Annotated in this window: 13 protein-coding genes and 1 riboswitch; of the genes, 11 read left to right on the top strand and 2 right to left on the bottom strand. The window is 55.1% G+C overall.

The annotated features are described in order from the left end of the window. The first annotated feature begins 435 nt into the window (after positions 1-435). From leuL to leuD, 5 genes are all read left to right on the top strand, one after another. Positions 436-522: a leu operon leader peptide gene (gene leuL, locus AC4ICF_RS03715; protein ID WP_071786497.1), complete on the top strand. Its 87-nt coding sequence runs from the start codon at positions 436-438 to the stop codon at positions 520-522. A 91-nt stretch (positions 523-613) separates the two neighbouring features. After that, a complete protein-coding gene (gene leuA, locus AC4ICF_RS03710; RefSeq protein ID WP_116342492.1) occupies positions 614-2,185 on the top strand; it encodes a 2-isopropylmalate synthase in 1,572 nt (523 codons plus the stop codon). Next, a complete protein-coding gene (gene leuB, locus AC4ICF_RS03705) occupies positions 2,185-3,276 on the top strand; it encodes a 3-isopropylmalate dehydrogenase (RefSeq protein ID WP_163330310.1) in 1,092 nt (363 codons plus the stop codon). The genes leuA and leuB overlap by 1 nt, the downstream gene beginning before the upstream one ends. A 2-nt stretch (positions 3,277-3,278) precedes the next feature. Next, positions 3,279-4,679 carry a 3-isopropylmalate dehydratase large subunit gene (gene leuC / locus AC4ICF_RS03700; RefSeq protein WP_163330309.1) on the top strand — a complete coding sequence of 467 codons (1,401 nt, stop codon included), beginning with the start codon at positions 3,279-3,281 and terminating at the stop codon, positions 4,677-4,679. 10 nt (positions 4,680-4,689) lie between these two features. Beyond that, entirely contained in the window at positions 4,690-5,295 is a 606-nt protein-coding gene (leuD, locus tag AC4ICF_RS03695; protein ID WP_023345432.1) for a 3-isopropylmalate dehydratase small subunit, read from the top strand. An 86-nt stretch (positions 5,296-5,381) separates the two neighbouring features. On the opposite strand, the gene AC4ICF_RS03690 is transcribed toward leuD, so the two are convergent. Together AC4ICF_RS03690 and sgrT are read right to left on the bottom strand one after the other, a co-directional pair. Continuing rightward, positions 5,382-6,560 carry a sugar efflux transporter gene (locus AC4ICF_RS03690; protein WP_116342482.1) on the bottom strand — a complete coding sequence of 393 codons (1,179 nt, stop codon included), beginning with the start codon at positions 6,558-6,560 and terminating at the stop codon, positions 5,382-5,384. A gap of 120 nt (positions 6,561-6,680) precedes the next feature. Then, a complete protein-coding gene (sgrT, locus tag AC4ICF_RS03685; RefSeq protein WP_116342480.1) occupies positions 6,681-6,833 on the bottom strand; it encodes a glucose uptake inhibitor SgrT in 153 nt (50 codons plus the stop codon). Positions 6,834-6,921: 88 nt separating this feature from the next. Between sgrT and sgrR the strand changes: the two genes are divergently transcribed. The 6 genes from sgrR (at position 6,922) to AC4ICF_RS03655 (ending at position 17,027) form a co-directional block, all read left to right on the top strand. After that, entirely contained in the window at positions 6,922-8,577 is a 1,656-nt protein-coding gene (gene sgrR / locus AC4ICF_RS03680; RefSeq protein ID WP_316379694.1) for an HTH-type transcriptional regulator SgrR, read from the top strand. Between the two features lie 36 nt (positions 8,578-8,613). Beyond that, positions 8,614-8,714, top strand: a riboswitch (TPP riboswitch). Between the two features lie 31 nt (positions 8,715-8,745). After that, positions 8,746-9,729, top strand: coding sequence for a thiamine ABC transporter substrate binding subunit (thiB, locus tag AC4ICF_RS03675; RefSeq protein ID WP_316379695.1), 984 nt, complete (start codon positions 8,746-8,748; stop codon positions 9,727-9,729). Beyond that, positions 9,705-11,315 carry a thiamine/thiamine pyrophosphate ABC transporter permease ThiP gene (gene thiP, locus AC4ICF_RS03670; RefSeq protein ID WP_316379696.1) on the top strand — a complete coding sequence of 537 codons (1,611 nt, stop codon included), beginning with the start codon at positions 9,705-9,707 and terminating at the stop codon, positions 11,313-11,315. The genes thiB and thiP overlap by 25 nt, the downstream gene beginning before the upstream one ends. Further along, complete coding sequence (thiQ, locus tag AC4ICF_RS03665) at positions 11,299-12,000, top strand: thiamine ABC transporter ATP-binding protein ThiQ (protein ID WP_248096201.1); 702 nt, start codon at positions 11,299-11,301, stop codon at positions 11,998-12,000. The genes thiP and thiQ overlap by 17 nt, the downstream gene beginning before the upstream one ends. 336 nt (positions 12,001-12,336) lie before the next feature. Beyond that, positions 12,337-14,847, top strand: a complete 2,511-nt coding sequence (locus tag AC4ICF_RS03660; RefSeq protein ID WP_316379697.1) for a type VI secretion system Vgr family protein — start codon at positions 12,337-12,339, stop codon at positions 14,845-14,847. Next, positions 14,847-17,027 (top strand): T6SS effector phospholipase Tle3 domain-containing protein, encoded by a 2,181-nt coding sequence (locus tag AC4ICF_RS03655; RefSeq protein WP_491466150.1) that lies wholly within the window; start codon positions 14,847-14,849, stop codon positions 17,025-17,027. Before AC4ICF_RS03660 ends, AC4ICF_RS03655 begins: the two co-directional genes overlap by 1 nt. Positions 17,028-17,045 lie beyond the last annotated feature (18 nt).

Genomic DNA, 17,045 nt, shown 5'->3' with positions numbered 1-17,045 from the left:
TTAGTGCTGGAATGAAACCATAAACCGAATCAATATACAACAACCATCCAGTTAAGGATGACTTAAGTATAATTAAACTGTTATCGCTGTTGCTCAGTACTGAGTTAATAATCTGTTATCACCTTTCATTTCAATGAAGTCAAAACACACTTACCAGAATGATAAATAAGTGATATTAAAGAATTTTTAAAAGGACACCTACATAACAAAACGATCGCCTGAAAAATACCTATTAATTTTATTTGTTTCTGCAAATGTTTTTTAAGTCCAAATTTAGACAATTTGTAAAGCCAGACAAGAAAAATCCAGCACAATAAGCTAAAGCACACATCCTCCCTGCTCGACCTTCCGGGGCCGTTTTTACCATCAGGGGTTGACATGCACAGTCGTATCCAGTACCACTAAAAGCATATTGAATTTAACGGAGCACGATTCATGACACGCACCATTCGTTTCACCGGTCTACTACTACTAAACGCATCCACTGTGCGCGGTAGACTGGCGGGCGAAATTCAGCGTTGAATCGTCACCAGTAAGACTAAAAACCCGCGCCACTGCGCGGGTTTTTTTATGCTCGTAGCAAGGCGCCCTAAGACTGACAAGGACCTAACCCATGAGCCAGCAAGTCATTATTTTCGATACAACTTTACGTGACGGTGAACAGGCATTACAGGCAAGCCTGAGTGTAAAAGAGAAACTGCAGATTGCGCTGGCTCTCGAACGTATGGGCGTCGACGTGATGGAGGTTGGCTTCCCGGTCTCGTCTCCGGGTGATTTCGAATCCGTCCAGACTATCGCCCGCACCATTAAAAACAGCCGCGTGTGCGGTCTGGCGCGCTGCGTAGAGAAAGACATCGACGTAGCTGCTGAGTCGCTGAAAGTGGCCGAAGCCTTCCGTATTCACACCTTTATTGCCACTTCCCCCATGCATATCGCAACCAAGTTGCGCAGCACGCTGGATGAGGTCATTGAACGCGCGGTATATATGGTTAAGCGCGCACGCAACTACACCGATGACGTTGAATTCTCCTGTGAAGATGCGGGCCGTACGCCAATCGAAGACCTGGCGCGCGTAGTGGAAGCCGCCATCAACGCGGGCGCGAAAACCATCAACATCCCGGACACCGTCGGCTACACCATGCCGTTTGAGTTCTCCAACATCATCACCGGCCTGTATGAGCGCGTACCGAATATTGATAAAGCGATCATCTCAGTGCATACCCATGATGATTTGGGCCTGGCCGTAGGCAATGCCATCGCCGCAGTGCACGCCGGCGCGCGTCAGGTAGAAGGCGCGATGAACGGTATCGGCGAGCGCGCGGGCAACTGTTCGCTGGAAGAAGTGATTATGGCAATCAAGGTGCGCAAAGACATCATGGACGTGCACACCCGCATCAATCACAACGAAATCTGGCGCACCAGCCAGACCGTCAGCCAGATTTGCAACATGCCGATTCCGGCCAACAAAGCGATTGTCGGCACCGGCGCCTTCGCGCACTCCTCCGGTATTCACCAGGACGGCGTGCTGAAGAACCGTGAAAACTACGAAATCATGACTCCGGAATCCATCGGCCTGAACCAGGTGCAGCTGAACCTGACCTCTCGCTCTGGCCGCGCGGCGGTTAAGCACCGTATGGAAGAGATGGGTTATCAGGACAGCGATTACAACATGGATCAGCTGTACGACGCGTTCCTGAAGCTGGCCGACAAGAAAGGCCAGGTGTTCGATTACGACCTGGAAGCGCTGGCCTTCATCAACAAGCAGCAGGAAGAGCCAGAGCACTTCCGTCTGGATTACTTCAATGTGCAGTCCGGCTCCAGCGACATCGCCACCGCCTCGGTCAAACTGGCCTGCGGTGATGAAATTAAAGCGGAAGCGGCAAACGGCAACGGCCCTGTCGACGCTATCTATCAGGCGATCAACCGTGTCACCGAGTACGACGTTGAGTTAGTGAAGTATGACCTGACGGCGAAAGGACATGGTAAAGATGCGCTGGGTCAGGTGGATATCGTCGTCAACTACAACGGCCGCCGTTTCCACGGTGTGGGCCTGGCGACGGATATTGTCGAATCCTCCGCGAAAGCGATGGTGCATGTCCTGAACAACATCTGGCGCGCCGCTGAAGTCGAAAAAGAGTTGCAACGCAAAGCTCAGAATAAAGAGAACAACAAGGAAACCGTGTAATGTCGAAGAATTACCATATTGCTGTGTTGCCGGGTGACGGTATTGGCCCGGAAGTAATGGCACAGGCGCTGAAAGTACTGGAAGCCGTTCGCACGCGTTTTGCGATGAAAATTACTACCAGCCACTACGACGTGGGCGGTATTGCGATTGATAATCACGGAACGCCATTGCCGAAAGCCACCGTTGAAGGCTGCGAAAATGCCGATGCCGTGCTGTTTGGCTCCGTTGGTGGCCCAAAATGGGAACATCTCCCGCCGGCAGAGCAACCAGAGCGCGGCGCGCTGCTGCCGCTGCGTAAACATTTTAAGCTGTTCAGCAACCTGCGTCCGGCGAAGCTGTATCAGGGGCTGGAAGAGTTCTGCCCGCTGCGCGCGGACATCGCGGCCAACGGATTCGACATTCTCTGCGTGCGCGAGCTGACGGGTGGGATCTACTTTGGTCAGCCAAAAGGTCGCGAAGGCAGCGGCCAGCATGAGAAAGCGTTTGATACCGAGGTGTATCACCGTTTCGAAATCGAACGTATCGCCCATATCGCGTTTGAGTCGGCACGTAAGCGCCGCCATAAGGTGACCTCCATTGATAAAGCGAACGTGCTGCAGTCGTCCATTTTGTGGCGCGAGATCGTCAGTGAAGTCGCTAAGCAGTACCCGGACGTTGAGCTGTCGCACATGTACATCGACAACGCAACGATGCAGCTGATTAAGGATCCGTCCCAGTTTGACGTGCTGCTCTGCTCCAACCTGTTCGGCGATATCTTGTCTGACGAGTGCGCGATGATCACCGGTTCTATGGGCATGCTGCCATCCGCCAGCCTGAATGAAGAAGGCTTTGGACTGTACGAACCGGCGGGCGGATCCGCACCGGATATCGCCGGCAAAAACATTGCTAATCCGATTGCGCAGATCCTCTCCCTGGCCCTGCTGCTGCGCTATAGCCTCGATGCAGGCGACGCAGCAACCGCAATTGAAAACGCCATTAACCGGGCGTTAGAAGAAGGCGTCCGTACCGGTGACTTAGCGCGCGGCACGGCAGCAGTCAGTACCGATGAAATGGGCGACATTATTGCCCGCTATGTCGCTGAAGGGGTGTAATCATGGCTAAGACGTTATATGAAAAGTTGTTTGATGCGCACGTTGTTTACGAGGCACCAAACGAAACCCCGCTGCTGTACATTGACCGTCATCTGGTACACGAAGTGACCTCTCCGCAGGCCTTCGACGGCCTGCGCGCGCACAAGCGCCCGGTACGTCAGCCGGGTAAAACCTTCGCGACTATGGATCACAACGTCTCCACCCAGACCAAAGACATTAATGCCTCGGGTGAGATGGCGCGTATCCAGATGCAGGAGCTGATCAAGAACTGCAACGAGTTTGGCGTTGAGCTGTATGACCTGAACCATCCGTATCAGGGCATCGTCCACGTGATGGGGCCTGAGCAGGGTATTACCCTGCCGGGCATGACCATCGTCTGCGGAGACTCCCATACCGCAACCCACGGCGCTTTTGGCGCGCTGGCCTTCGGGATCGGCACGTCTGAAGTGGAACACGTTCTGGCGACCCAGACCCTGAAGCAGGGCCGCGCCAAAACCATGAAAATTGAAGTAAAGGGTAAAGCCGCTCCGGGCATTACCGCGAAGGACATCGTGCTGGCCATCATCGGTAAAACCGGCAGCGCGGGCGGTACCGGCCACGTTGTGGAATTTTGCGGCGACGCGATTCAGGCGCTGAGCATGGAAGGTCGTATGACCCTGTGCAACATGGCTATTGAGATGGGCGCAAAAGCTGGCCTGGTCGCGCCGGACGAAACCACCTTCAACTATGTGAAAGGCCGTCTGCATGCGCCGAAGGGTCAGGATTTTGACGACGCGGTGGCGTACTGGAAAACCCTGAAAACCGACGACGGCGCGACCTTCGATACCGTTGTCACGCTGCAGGCGGAAGAGATCGCCCCTCAGGTGACCTGGGGCACCAATCCGGGCCAGGTGATTTCCGTCAACGACAGCATCCCGGACCCGGCGTCCTTCGCCGATCCGGTCGAGCGCGCCAGTGCGGAAAAAGCGCTGGCCTATATGGGACTGAAGCCAGGCGTACCGTTGACCGATGTCGCCATTGATAAAGTCTTTATCGGTTCCTGCACCAACTCACGTATCGAGGATTTACGCGCGGCGGCAGAGATTGCCAAAGGCCGTAAAGTGGCGCCGGGCGTGCAGGCGCTGGTGGTTCCAGGCTCCGGTCCGGTGAAAGCCCAGGCGGAAGCGGAAGGTCTGGATAAGATCTTCATCGAAGCAGGCTTCGAGTGGCGCCTGCCGGGCTGCTCAATGTGTCTGGCGATGAACAACGACCGCCTGAATCCGGGCGAGCGCTGCGCCTCTACCAGCAACCGTAACTTTGAAGGCCGTCAGGGCCGCGGTGGACGCACCCATCTGGTCAGCCCGGCGATGGCCGCCGCCGCGGCAGTTACCGGCCATTTCGCCGATATTCGCAGCCTGAAATAAGGAGACAATCATGGCAGAAAAATTTACCCAACATACGGGCCGTGTTGTCCCGCTGGACGCCGCTAACGTCGATACGGACGCGATCATTCCTAAGCAGTTTTTGCAGAAAGTGACCCGCACCGGTTTTGGCGCACACCTGTTTAACGACTGGCGTTTTCTGGACGACAAAGGCGAAGTGCCGAACCCGGAATTCGTCCTGAACTTCCCGGAATACAAAGGTGCCTCCATTCTGCTGGCGCGGGAAAACTTCGGCTGCGGCTCATCGCGTGAGCATGCGCCATGGGCGTTGACCGACTACGGCTTTAAGGTAGTTATCGCCCCGAGCTTCGCGGATATCTTTTACGGCAACAGCTTCAACAATCAGTTGCTGCCGGTGACGCTGAGCGACGAGCAGGTCGATGAATTGTTCGCGCTGGTTAAGGCGAACCCGGGCATGGCGTTTGAGGTGGATCTGGAAGGGGAAGTGGTGAAAGCCGGGGATAAGACCTACAGCTTCAGCATCGATGCCTTCCGTCGCCACTGCATGCTGAACGGTCTGGACAGCATTGGCCTGACGCTCCAGCACGAGGACGCCATCTCCGCGTACGAGAAAAAACAGCCTGCGTTTATGGGCTAAAAGCAGTGGCCCGCTGCAGGCGGGCCACTGCTTCCCTCCGATACCTGTCAGACAATCGTCTCATTTCGTGAAGCCACCTCCCGGAATCAAACATCCTTGACCCGGCAGGTCAGCCCAAGCGTAACCACCGAAATCGCCGCAATCACCCAGTAAACCGAGGCATGGCCATAGCTTTGCGCCAGCGCCCCCTGAATCACCCCCGCCAGAATAACGCCCGTCGAAATGCTGTTGGTAAAAAGCGTGGTCGCAGAGCCTGCGCGTCCGGGCATAAGATCCTGGAACCAGAGCATGCCGATCCCGGCAACGATACCAATAAACACAGCGTTAAACAGCTGCAGCGCAAGCAGCGCTTCACGCGAATGGAAAAGGATCAGTCCCGCGTAAAACAGCACCCCGGCCGCCACGGCGACGATCATCATCCGACGCTTTCCGAAGCGCTTCACGTAATACCCCGCCAGAATCATCGCTGGAATTTCCAGCCCGGCAGCTGTGCCCATTAAGATCCCGGCAAGCTTGTCCGGCAGGCCCAGATCGCTGCTGATCCACAGCGGCATATCAATGATGTACATGGTGTTGCAGGTCCACATCAGCGTGGAGGCAATAAACAGCATGCGGACGTTTTTATCCTGCCAGCCGCTCACCTGCGTGATGGGCTTATCCGTCGTCTGCTCAATCCGAGCGACGGACGGCAGCGCAAAGGCAATCAGCGCCAGGCTAATAATAAAAATGCCTGCCGCGATCGAAAACATGACCGTAAAGCCATAGTTCAGCGCCAGCATGAAGGCCAGCGGCGGGCCGATGACCCATGCAAGAGAGAGCTGCGCACGCATCACCGAGCTGAACATAACCACCTCCCGCGCCGAGCTGTCGGCGTATTCACGGGCCAGCGCGAACAGCTGCGGCATGGCGGTATTGGCAAGAGAGGCCAGCAGCACGCCGCAGGTAATGAGCGTCAGGTAGTGACGGTTAAAGGCAAAAAGCAGCGCGTTGCCCACGGCCATCGCGCAGCAAAAGAGGATCAGCCTGCGGCGATCGCCCTGGCTGTCCGATCGTTTCGCCAGTCCCAGGCTAACGAGGATCCCGGCAATGGCGTTGACGGTATAAAACAGGCCAACCCAAAACGGCTGTGCGCCCACCTCGCGGCTGAGGAACAGGCTCAGCGTCGGTGCCTGTAGGGCCCCCGCCACGCCCATCATAAAGGCCACCAGCATAAAAGCGGCATATACGCCATTCAGGCGGCGCCCCATCGTCATCAACCACAGCATGCGCAAGTCCTTGTGAAAGCGAATCGAAATTGGGTGAAAGAATAAACGAAAAAAGCCAGCAAAAACATTTTGCTGGCGGGTGATAAACACCAATACTCAGTCACACATGATCGAGGCGAGTTAGCGGGAAGAGGTCGGTTTCGTAACGTCCCACTGCATCAGTTCTTCCAATATTTTCAGCCGTTGCTCTGCACACTGGCGGGCCAGCCAGGACGATCCTTTTGTCGCTGAAAAGTACTGCTGATAAAACTGACGTGCGGTAGACCTCTTCATAATTTACCTCCTCACTTCATCGGAAAGCATTATTGGCCTAATATAGGGATTAATAAATTGCTGATTTTTTGTCAGGAGTTCCTCTTTTATGCCATCCGGTCGACTGCAACAACAATTTATCCGCCTGTGGCAGTGCTGCGAGGGTCAATCGCAGGAGACCACGCTTAACGAGCTGGCAGAACTTCTCAACTGCTCTCGCCGCCATATGCGCACGTTGCTCAACACCATGCAGCAGCAGGGCTGGCTAAGCTGGGAGGCCGAGGCCGGACGCGGCAAGCGCTCTCGCTTAACCTTCCTCTATACTGGTCTGGCGCTGCAGCAACAGCGGGCGGAGGATCTGCTGGAGCAGGATCGCATCGATCAGCTGGTCCAGCTGGTGGGCGACAAGGCCGCCGTGCGCCAGATGCTGGTCTCGCATCTGGGGCGCAGCTTTCGTCAGGGCCGCCACATTATGCGGGTGCTCTACTATCGGCCAATGAAAAACCTGTTGCCCGGCACGGCGTTACGTCGTTCTGAAACCCATATGGCCCGGCAGATATTCAGCGGCCTGACGAAAATAAATGAGGAAAACGGGGAACTGGAAGCGGACATCGCGCACCACTGGCAGCAGCTTTCCCCCCTGCACTGGCGTTTCTTTTTACGCCCGGGCATTCACTTCCACCACGGACGCGAGCTGGAGATGAGTGACGTCATCACCTCTCTGGAACGCGCCCGCACGCTTCCGCTCTATTCGCACGTCTCGCGGATCCACTCCCCCACGGCCTGGACGCTGGACATTGAACTGTCGCAGCCGGACAGATGGCTGCCGTGGCTGCTGGGCTATGTGCCCTCAATGATCCTGCCCGGCGAATGGCGATCGCTGAACAATTTTGCCAGCCTGCCGATTGGCACGGGCCCCTACTCCGTGACGCGCAATACCAACAACCAGCTCAAAATCCGCGCCTTTGATGACTATTTTGGCTATCGGGCGCTGATCGACGAAGTGAACGTCTGGGTATTACCGGATCTCAACGAAGAGCTGAGCGCAGGCCTGACGCTGGAAGGCCCCACAACAAGCGAAAAGGCGTTCGAAAGTCGCCTGGAGGAGGGCTGTTACTACTTGCTCTTTGACAGCCGCAGCCACCGCGGAGCAAACCACGACGTCCGCACGTGGATCAGCCATGTTCTGGCCCCGGCTAACCTGATTTATCACGCAGAGGAGCAATACCAGACCTGGTGGTTCCCGGCATATGGCCTGCTTCCGCGCTGGCACCATGCTCAGCCGGTGCGCAGTGGAAAACCTGCCGGGCTGGAGACCATCACCCTCAGCTACTATCGCGATCACATTGAGCACCGTTTTATCGCGAAGATTATGAGCAAGCTGCTGGCGGCCGAAGGCGTGACACTGGCGATACAGGAAGTCGACTATGATGAATGGCACCGCGGGGATGTCGTCAGCGATATCTGGCTCAATAGCGCCAACTTCACGCTGCCGCTTGATTTCTCGCTCTTTTCTCACCTGTATGAAGTGCCCCTCATTCAGCACTGTATCAACCGGGACTGGCAGCAGGACGCCGCGAAGTGGCGGGCAGGCGAAATGGATCTGGCCGCATGGTGCCAGGAGCTGCTGGCCGGGCAGACGATCGTACCGTTGATCCACCACTGGCTGCTGATCCAGGGACAGCGCAGCATGCGCGGCCTGCGGATGAACACCCTGGGCTGGTTTGATTTTAAATCCGCCTGGTTTGCGCCGCCGGAACCATAACGCTTTCGTAATATTCACCAAATCATTACAATAGCGCCGTTCTCAACGGGGTGCTGCATCACAGATGTGCGCTGAGATAATACCCGTCGAACCTGATCCGGATAACGCCGGCGAAGGGATTTGAGGCTGTCGCTCAAAATCCTTTGCCACTCAACTCTGAGGTGCAAAGTGTTAAAAAAAGTTTTCCCCCTGCTGGCGCTGTTTGCGCTGCCTGCTTTCGCGAAACCCGTCCTGACGGTCTACACCTACGACTCCTTCTCCGCCGACTGGGGCCCTGGCCCGGTGGTAAAAAAAGCCTTTGAAGCCGACTGCAACTGCGAGCTGAAGTTCGTGGCGCTGGAAGATGGCGTGTCGCTGCTCAACCGTCTGCGCATGGAAGGGAAAAACAGCAAGGCCGACGTGGTGCTCGGGCTGGATAACAACCTGCTGGAAGCCGCGACGCAAACCAAACTGTTTGCCAAAAGCGGCGTGGCGGCAGATGCCGTCAACGTGCCGGGCGGCTGGAAAAACGACACCTTTGTGCCGTTCGATTACGGCTATTTTGCTTTTGTTTACGACAAAAATAAGCTGAAAAACCCGCCGAAAAGCCTGAAAGAGCTGGTGGAAAGTGACCAGAAGTGGCGCGTGATCTATGAAGATCCGCGTACCAGCACGCCGGGTCTGGGCCTGCTGCTGTGGATGCAGAAAGTCTATGGAGATAAAGCGCCGGAAGCGTGGCAGAAACTGGCCGCCAAAACCGTCACCGTGACCAAGGGCTGGAGCGAAGCCTACGGCCTGTTCCTGAAAGGCGAAAGCGATCTGGTGCTGAGCTACACCACCTCTCCGGCCTACCACATCATCGCTGAGAAGAAAGATAACTACGCCGCCGCGAATTTTGCTGAAGGGCACTATCTGCAGGTGGAAGTGGCAGCGCGTACCGCCGCCAGCAAACAGCCGGAGCTGGCCGAGAAGTTCCTGAAGTTCATGGTTTCACCGGCGTTCCAGAATGCGGTTCCCGCAGGCAACTGGATGTATCCGGTCACCAGCGTTGCGCTGCCCGCAGGTTTCGAGCAGTTGACCAAACCAACAACCTCGCTGGAATTTACGCCGCAGCAGGTCGCCGCGCAGCGTGCAGCATGGGTAAGTGAATGGCAACGCGCCGTCAGCCGTTAATTCCCGGCTGGTTAATCCCCGGTCTGCTCGCCGCCATGCTGATGGTGGTGGTCAGCCTGGGGGCATTCCTTGCGTTGTGGTTTAATGCGCCAGAGAGCGATCTGCTCGCGCTCTGGCACGACAGCTATCTCTGGCACGTTATCCGGTTCTCTTTCTGGCAGGCGTTTCTTTCTGCGCTGCTGTCAGCGATCCCGGCCATTTTCCTCGCGCGAGCGCTGTACCGCCGGCGTTTTCCCGGCAGGCAGGCTCTGCTGCGCCTGTGCGCCATGACGCTGATCCTGCCAGTTCTGGTGGCCGTTTTTGGCATTCTGAGCGTCTACGGTCGTCAGGGCTGGCTGGCTTCGCTCTTTGCATCTTTGGGGCTGGAGTGGACCTTTTCCCCTTACGGGCTGAAGGGCATCCTGCTGGCGCACATTTTCTTCAATATGCCGATGGCGACGCGCCTCTTTTTACAGGCGCTGGAAAACATTCCCGGCGAACAGCGCCAGATTGCGGCTCAGCTCGGCATGCGCGGCTGGTCGTTCTTCCACTTTGTCGAATGGCCGTGGCTGCGACGTCAGATTGCCCCGGTGGCCGCGCTAATCTTTATGCTCTGCTTCGCCAGCTTTGCCACCGTGCTTTCGCTCGGCGGCGGGCCGCAGGCCACCACCATCGAGCTGGCGATTTATCAGGCCTTAAGTTACGACTACGATCCGGGCCGCGCCGCGCTGCTGGCGATGGTGCAGATGGCGTGCTGTCTGGTGCTGGTGCTGCTGAGCCAGCGATTGAGTAAAGCCATTCCCGCTGGCAGTAATCACATAACCGGCTGGCGCGACCCGCAGGACAGCCTGCACAGCCGCGTCGCCGATTTTATCCTGATTATGCTGGCGCTCATGCTGCTGCTGCCGCCGCTGCTGGCCGTTATCGTTGACGGACTGAACCTTAATCTCACGTCCGTCCTGCAGCAGCCCGTCCTCTGGGAAGCGACGTGGACCTCGCTGCGCATCGCGCTGGCAGCCGGGCTGGTCTGTGTACTTCTGACCATGATGCTGCTCTGGAGCAGCCGCGAGCTCTACGCGCGTCATGCTCGTAAAACCGGACAGGCGCTGGAGCTGACGGGCATGCTGATTCTGGCGATGCCGGGCATCGTGCTGGCGACGGGCTTCTTTTTACTGTTCAACAGCACCATCGGCCTGCCGGAAAGCGCCGACGGCATCGTCATTTTTACCAACGCCTTAATGGCCATCCCTTACGCGCTTAAGGTGCTGGAAAACCCGATGCGCGACGTCAACAGCCGTTACGGTTTACTGTGCCAGTCGCTGGGCATGCAGGGCTGGCAGCGACTGAAGGTGGTCGAACTCCGCGCGCTAAAACGGCCGCTCGCCCAGGCGCTGGCGTTTGCTTGCGTGCTGTCGATTGGCGATTTTGGCGTGGTAGCCCTCTTTGGCAACGAAGATTTCCGCACGCTGCCGTTCTGGCTCTATCAGCAAATCGGCTCTTATCGCAGTCATGATGGCGCGGTCACAGCACTGTTACTGCTGCTGCTGTGCTTTGCCTTATTTACCGTTATCGAAAAACTTCCGGGGCGCGATGTTAACACTGACTGATGTAACCTGGCTTTACCAGCATCTGCCGATGCGCTTCACGCTCTCCGTGCGCCAGGGGGAGATGATCGCCGTACTTGGCCCAAGCGGCGCGGGAAAAAGCACGCTGCTTAATTTGATTGCGGGTTTTCTTCAGCCGGCAAGCGGCGCGATCGTCATTGAAAATCACGATCATACCCACACGCCGCCCGCAAAACGTCCGGTCTCAATGCTGTTCCAGGAAAACAACCTGTTTACCCATCTGACGGTGCGGCAAAACATCGCTCTGGGAATGCATCCGGGGCTCAGGCTGAACGACGCCCAGCGCCAGAAGCTGGAGATCATTGCCGCACAGATGGGGATCACTGGGTTCATTGACAGGCTGCCGGGCGAGCTTTCCGGCGGCCAGCGTCAGCGCGTGGCGCTGGCGCGTTGTCTGGTGCGGGAGCAGCCAATACTGCTGCTGGATGAGCCCTTCTCGGCGCTCGATCCCGCTCTGCGCCAGGAGATGCTGGCGCTGGTGCAGGACGTCTGTCAGCGCCAGCAACTGACGATGCTGATGGTGTCGCACAGTATTGAGGATGCCGCACGGATTGCGCCGCGATCGGTGGTGATTGCCGAAGGGAGAATTGCGTGGGATGGGAAGACAGAAGAATTGCTGAAGGGGAAAGCTACCGCGTCTTCACTGCTGGGCATCAGGGCAGTCTGATGCCCTCCCCTTCACTCAGAGGACGAATAAATCCTCCGCCATTTTTTCAAAAGTGATGAAAGCCCCTACTGCAAGTCCATAGCCGAATGTCGCTCTGAATGAAAAGTCAGAGCGCATATAACCCTGTTTGGCAACCGACGATCCTGAAAAATAATAAATCGAACTTTTTTATTATTATTTTAAATCACATTTTATTTATGAATTAATATCTTTTATATATACGGGAAATAAATACATCAGGCAAAAATAAATACATCAACATGATTTTTACCCTTACGTTTCTTTGCTAAGAGAGTATTATTTTATGATTTTACTGCTCTTGAAAGGGATATTGTCATGGCAGTGCGCCCAGGAAACTTTCAGCAAAATGACACGCTAAATCGCTATTTACTTTTTTTCCCACGTAACGCTTACGCGTTAAACGACGTACATTCCTTTACAGGCGAAGAAGCACTCAGCCAGCCCTATCGCTATACCATCCGATTTACCAGCCCCAATGCAAATATTTCACCTGACGCCGTTTTGAATCAGAAGGCGGAATTTCTTCTTCGCGCCCCTAACCCTGAGGCGTCATGGCATGGTCAGCCAACCTGGCTGCCAGTGCGCCAGATCAATGGAACCATTACTGCGTTTTCCCGCCTTAAGTCATCTTCAGATGAAGCGCTCTATGAATGCGTGCTTGAACATGAACTTGCGTTACTGAACAGAAACTTCCGTTCGGCAGTGTACACCGATGTCTCCGTGCCGGAGGTCGTCACGCAGTTGATGAAAGAGAGCCGTTATTTTGAAGGCTTCAATATTGATTTCGACAACCTCAGCTGTAGCTATCCCCGCAGGGAAATGATTATTCAGTGGAAAGAGACCGACCTGCAGTTTATTCGCCGCCTGTTGGCCGAAGTAGGAATATGGTTCCGTCTTGAAAATCACAGCACCACGCCGACGGAAACAGTGGTTATATTTGGCGACTCTGCCAGTCGCTATATCATTAGCGAAAAGAAATTCCCCTTTGTTCGTCGCTCCGGGATGACCAGTCATGATGAGTACGTGACAAAACTCGAAGAACGACATGCGTTAATACCCGAAAATATAATGGTGAGGGCCTATAACTACCGCGCTCCCCTCTCTCCACAGGCGGACAAGACTATTGTAAGTACCGACATTCCCGGTGGCATGACGGCAGGCAGAGAGTATCACCATTCAGATCATTTTCTTGAGGGCGGGGATTTTTATGGAAAAGAAAGCGAAACCGCTGCGTTCTATGCACGTTTGCGCTATGAGCGCCTGCTAAATACCCAGTGTGTACTCGGTGCCACAACCAGCGCAGCGGAACTGCAGCCGGGAATAAAGTTCGATATAACCGGTCAAATTCCTGATGGCTTTAAGAAAGGTTTTTTCGTTACGTCAATGACGATAACGGGCAGTCGCGCAGAGCATTATCAAGCCCTGCTGTCAGGCATCCCTTGCCGGCATGAGTATAGTTTCAGGCCAGAATTTCTTCCCCGACCACAAATTGCAGGTACCGTTCCCGCACGGGTAATGGCGATAGGCAGCAATAAAATCTATGCGGGAATTGATGCCACCGGACGCTACCGGGTGAAGTTCGATTTTGATCTCGATGAGAAACGTTCAGGCTTTGAAAGTGCGCTGGTGCGCCTTGCCAGACCGTACGCCGGAGATGTTTACGGTTTTCATTTTCCACTGCTCGAAGGCACGGAGGTCGCCATTGCGTTTGAAGGCGGCGATCCGGATCGCCCGTTCATTGCCCATGCCATGCATAACGGCGCGCACACTGATTTAGTCACAAACCGCAATGATACCCGCAACATCATCCGTACTGCAGGCCTGAATAAAATCCGTCTGGAAGACAAGCGGGGCCAGGAACATATCAAGATTTCAACAGAGCGCGGAAAGGGACAGCTCAGCGTGGGCCATCTTGTCGATGCGGAAGGAAAGCCACGCGGGGAAGGTCTTGAAGCGCGAACAGATGACTGGATGGCGCTGCGAGCGGCAAAAGGCGTAATGATCAGCACTGAGGCGCAACCGCGCGCCCAGGGACAACAGCTGGATATGACGGCGGCCATCGCGCAGCTCGAAAAAGCACTCTCGCTGGCCATAACGCTGCAGCAGTGCGCAATGACGGCCGGTGCCGATGAGGTGGATACCGAACGACAAAATGCCCTGCTTAAGACGCTGAATAAGCTTTCGGGCGCGGGCCTGCTGACCTATGCCGGAGAAGGACAGGCCCACGTCACGCCGCAAAGCCTGCAGCTTTCGGCAGGTCAGGATCTGATTGCAACCGCTGGCCGCAACGGCAGCGTAAACGTGGTGAAAAAGTTCTCGCTGGCCGTAGGGGAAAGGCTCTCTCTGTTCGCCCGCAAACTTGGCATACAGCTGATTGCCAGTGCTGGTGATATCAAAACGGAGGCGCAGCGCGGAGCCCTGCACATGCTTTCTCAGGATGATTTCACCGTCACGAGCACGGCAGGCAAAATTAACGGCAGTGCGAAGCAGGGAATACAGCTGGTATGCGGTGGTGGTGGCATCCGTATTAGTCCCAGCGGGCTGGTTGAAATTTTCTCGCCAACCGGCGTGGACATTAAAGCGCCGAATTTTGCCTATAAAGGGGCGGAAAGCGTGCAAACGCAACCGCCTGCATTTAACAAGGGCGCGTTTGCACAGCGCTATCAGCTGCATGCGTCTGACGACCCGGAGCAGATCCTCGCTAATCGCGCGTTCCGCCTTAAAAGCTCGGCGGGCCAAATGATTGAAGGCGTGACCGACAGCAATGGCTGTTCCCCGCTGCTGGATGCGGCCGACCTTGATTCGTACAAACTGGAGGTACTCTGATGGCTGATGAGAAGAAAAGCCCGTATTGCCCGCGCGTGGTCTCTGAGAACGATATCCCCGTCCCCAAATCATTAAGCCTGACGGCGCAGACATGCAGGGTGGGCATTCCTCGTCCGATGCCGGGGATCGTGATTCTGGTTCATGGGGTAAACGATGTGGGTGAAGCCTATCAGAATCAGGAGAAAGGCATTATCGCCGGGTTAAATAAACGGCTTAACCGGACAGATATGTACGCGCATGAATGGAATCACTTCATCATGACGCACAATGAAGAAGCGCAAAAGACAATCGCGGCGCCGGGCCGCTCGCCTGTTATCCCGTTTTACTGGGGCTATAAGCCTGTAACGCATGAAGAATACCGCGCAGATCAGCAGCGCTATCGCAATGAAGTCAGCAAGCTCAAGGCGGAGGCACATCTGCCGTTCGACGCTTACCAGGAGGATGATGCGAAGAAAAAAGCGGATTTGGGTAATGACGGCCAGGGGGCGTTTAAATACCAGAACGACAATTTTGGTAACGCGCTTGATGTGAACTATGCCAAGGGCGGCGGCACCTTTGCGAATGCGACAACCAATATTCCGGATATGCTGGGGCCAGGCGCGGGGGGATTCGCAACGTCCGCAGCAGGGATTATAACGTTGCATGCGAATGATGGTGATTTTACCCATCCTATTTTTTCTAACCCTCACCGGATTTACCAGTTCTTTGCCGCACAGCGCCTGGCGGATTTGATTATTCAGATACGTCAGCCGCTGGAAACACGAAACGACGTTATCAATATCGTGGCCCACAGTCAGGGAACGATTATCACCATGCTGGCAAACATGCTGGTAAAGCAGGCGGGATATGAACCGGTTAACTGCGTCATTCTCAATCACTCCCCTTACTCGCTCGAAAGTCGGCTGGCTGAAGATATTCAGCCGGGTCATCATCAGACATCCGATGCGCGGGTGCTGACGTTTAAGAACTTTTGCTCACTGATGGCGACGCATTACAAAGGCGGTGAGATAACAGAAGCCGATATTCTGGCAATGGAAGCGGCCTGCACGCTGCGTAAACCGTCCGACAACCCGTTAAGGACGGATACAAGATACAGACGTGATAATAACGGCCGGGTCTATAACTATTTTTGTCCGAATGACGGCACCGTCTCCCTCAAGAACATACAGGGGTTCGGCTGGCGCGGTATTCCTGAAGATATTGCCAGCAATATTCCAAACCTGTATCAGCGGGTATTTTATCAACATGGAGAGGTGGGAACGACGCCGGACGGGAAACCGTTTAGCCTGCCGCCCGTGAGAACGGGTGATGCGGATTACGGTTCAGTCGGTAACGCCTCTTACACCGCGCATGACGTGATGGTGAACGGTGAAGAGCTACCGGTGAAGTTTATATTCACATTGCAGGGGGCAAATAATTATAAAGGCGACGATCCAAAAACGAGAGATAAGCCGTATACCGCCTCCATCGATCCGGACAGCCCGGACGCCTATATTTCCTACTCAGCAAAAGCCTACGCCATCAAACGGACGCAAAGCGCCACATACGGTGTTAGCAGATACCAAAGCCTAAGCTGGCATCCCGGCCATGTCTTGACGCCCGATGAGCTGAAAATGGAAAGCTATGAGCGCGGTGTCCAGGTGATTAACGGCGTGGTGGCAGGTTCAAAGGATTTTCTGACCGTGACATTAACCTGGCTTCGCCCGCGCGAAGAGCTGGAAAAGGAATGGGCGAAGTCCGACCCAGTAAGTTACAGCCAGCACTCGTCAATCGTGATGAGTGAATATGCCCCGTCCCATGCGATGGCTTTTGACCTGGCCATCGGCCAGTGCCGGTCCTTTGATTATAAGGCGGGCAAATTCTGGGAAGACCTGCTGCACCGTGCGGACTGGCGGGATCCGCTGAACAATAATCTGCTGGCAAGAGAATACTATCGTTCAGGTCGACTGAATGTCGATGCCACAAAAAAATTCATGAATAAGCCAAATGACATTTTACCGACAAGGCAGTTTGGGGTGGTAAATGAATTTCAGAATGCCACGACGGTAAAGCCATCGCGAGATTTGGCAGCTGGTAACCAGGAAGTCGCAAATTTGCAATGGGATATGCCCAAAACAAAAAGTGACTGTGAACTGGGATTACAAAATCATATATCGGCGCTCGATCTTCGCCCTTATTGAACAAAACAGGGAAGTAAA

The organism is Enterobacter sp. ECC_219_Taxon_10 (genome assembly GCF_058354905.1).
The sequence above is the reverse complement of the archived record's forward strand: the minus strand, read 5'-3'. Positions and strand labels throughout refer to the sequence as shown.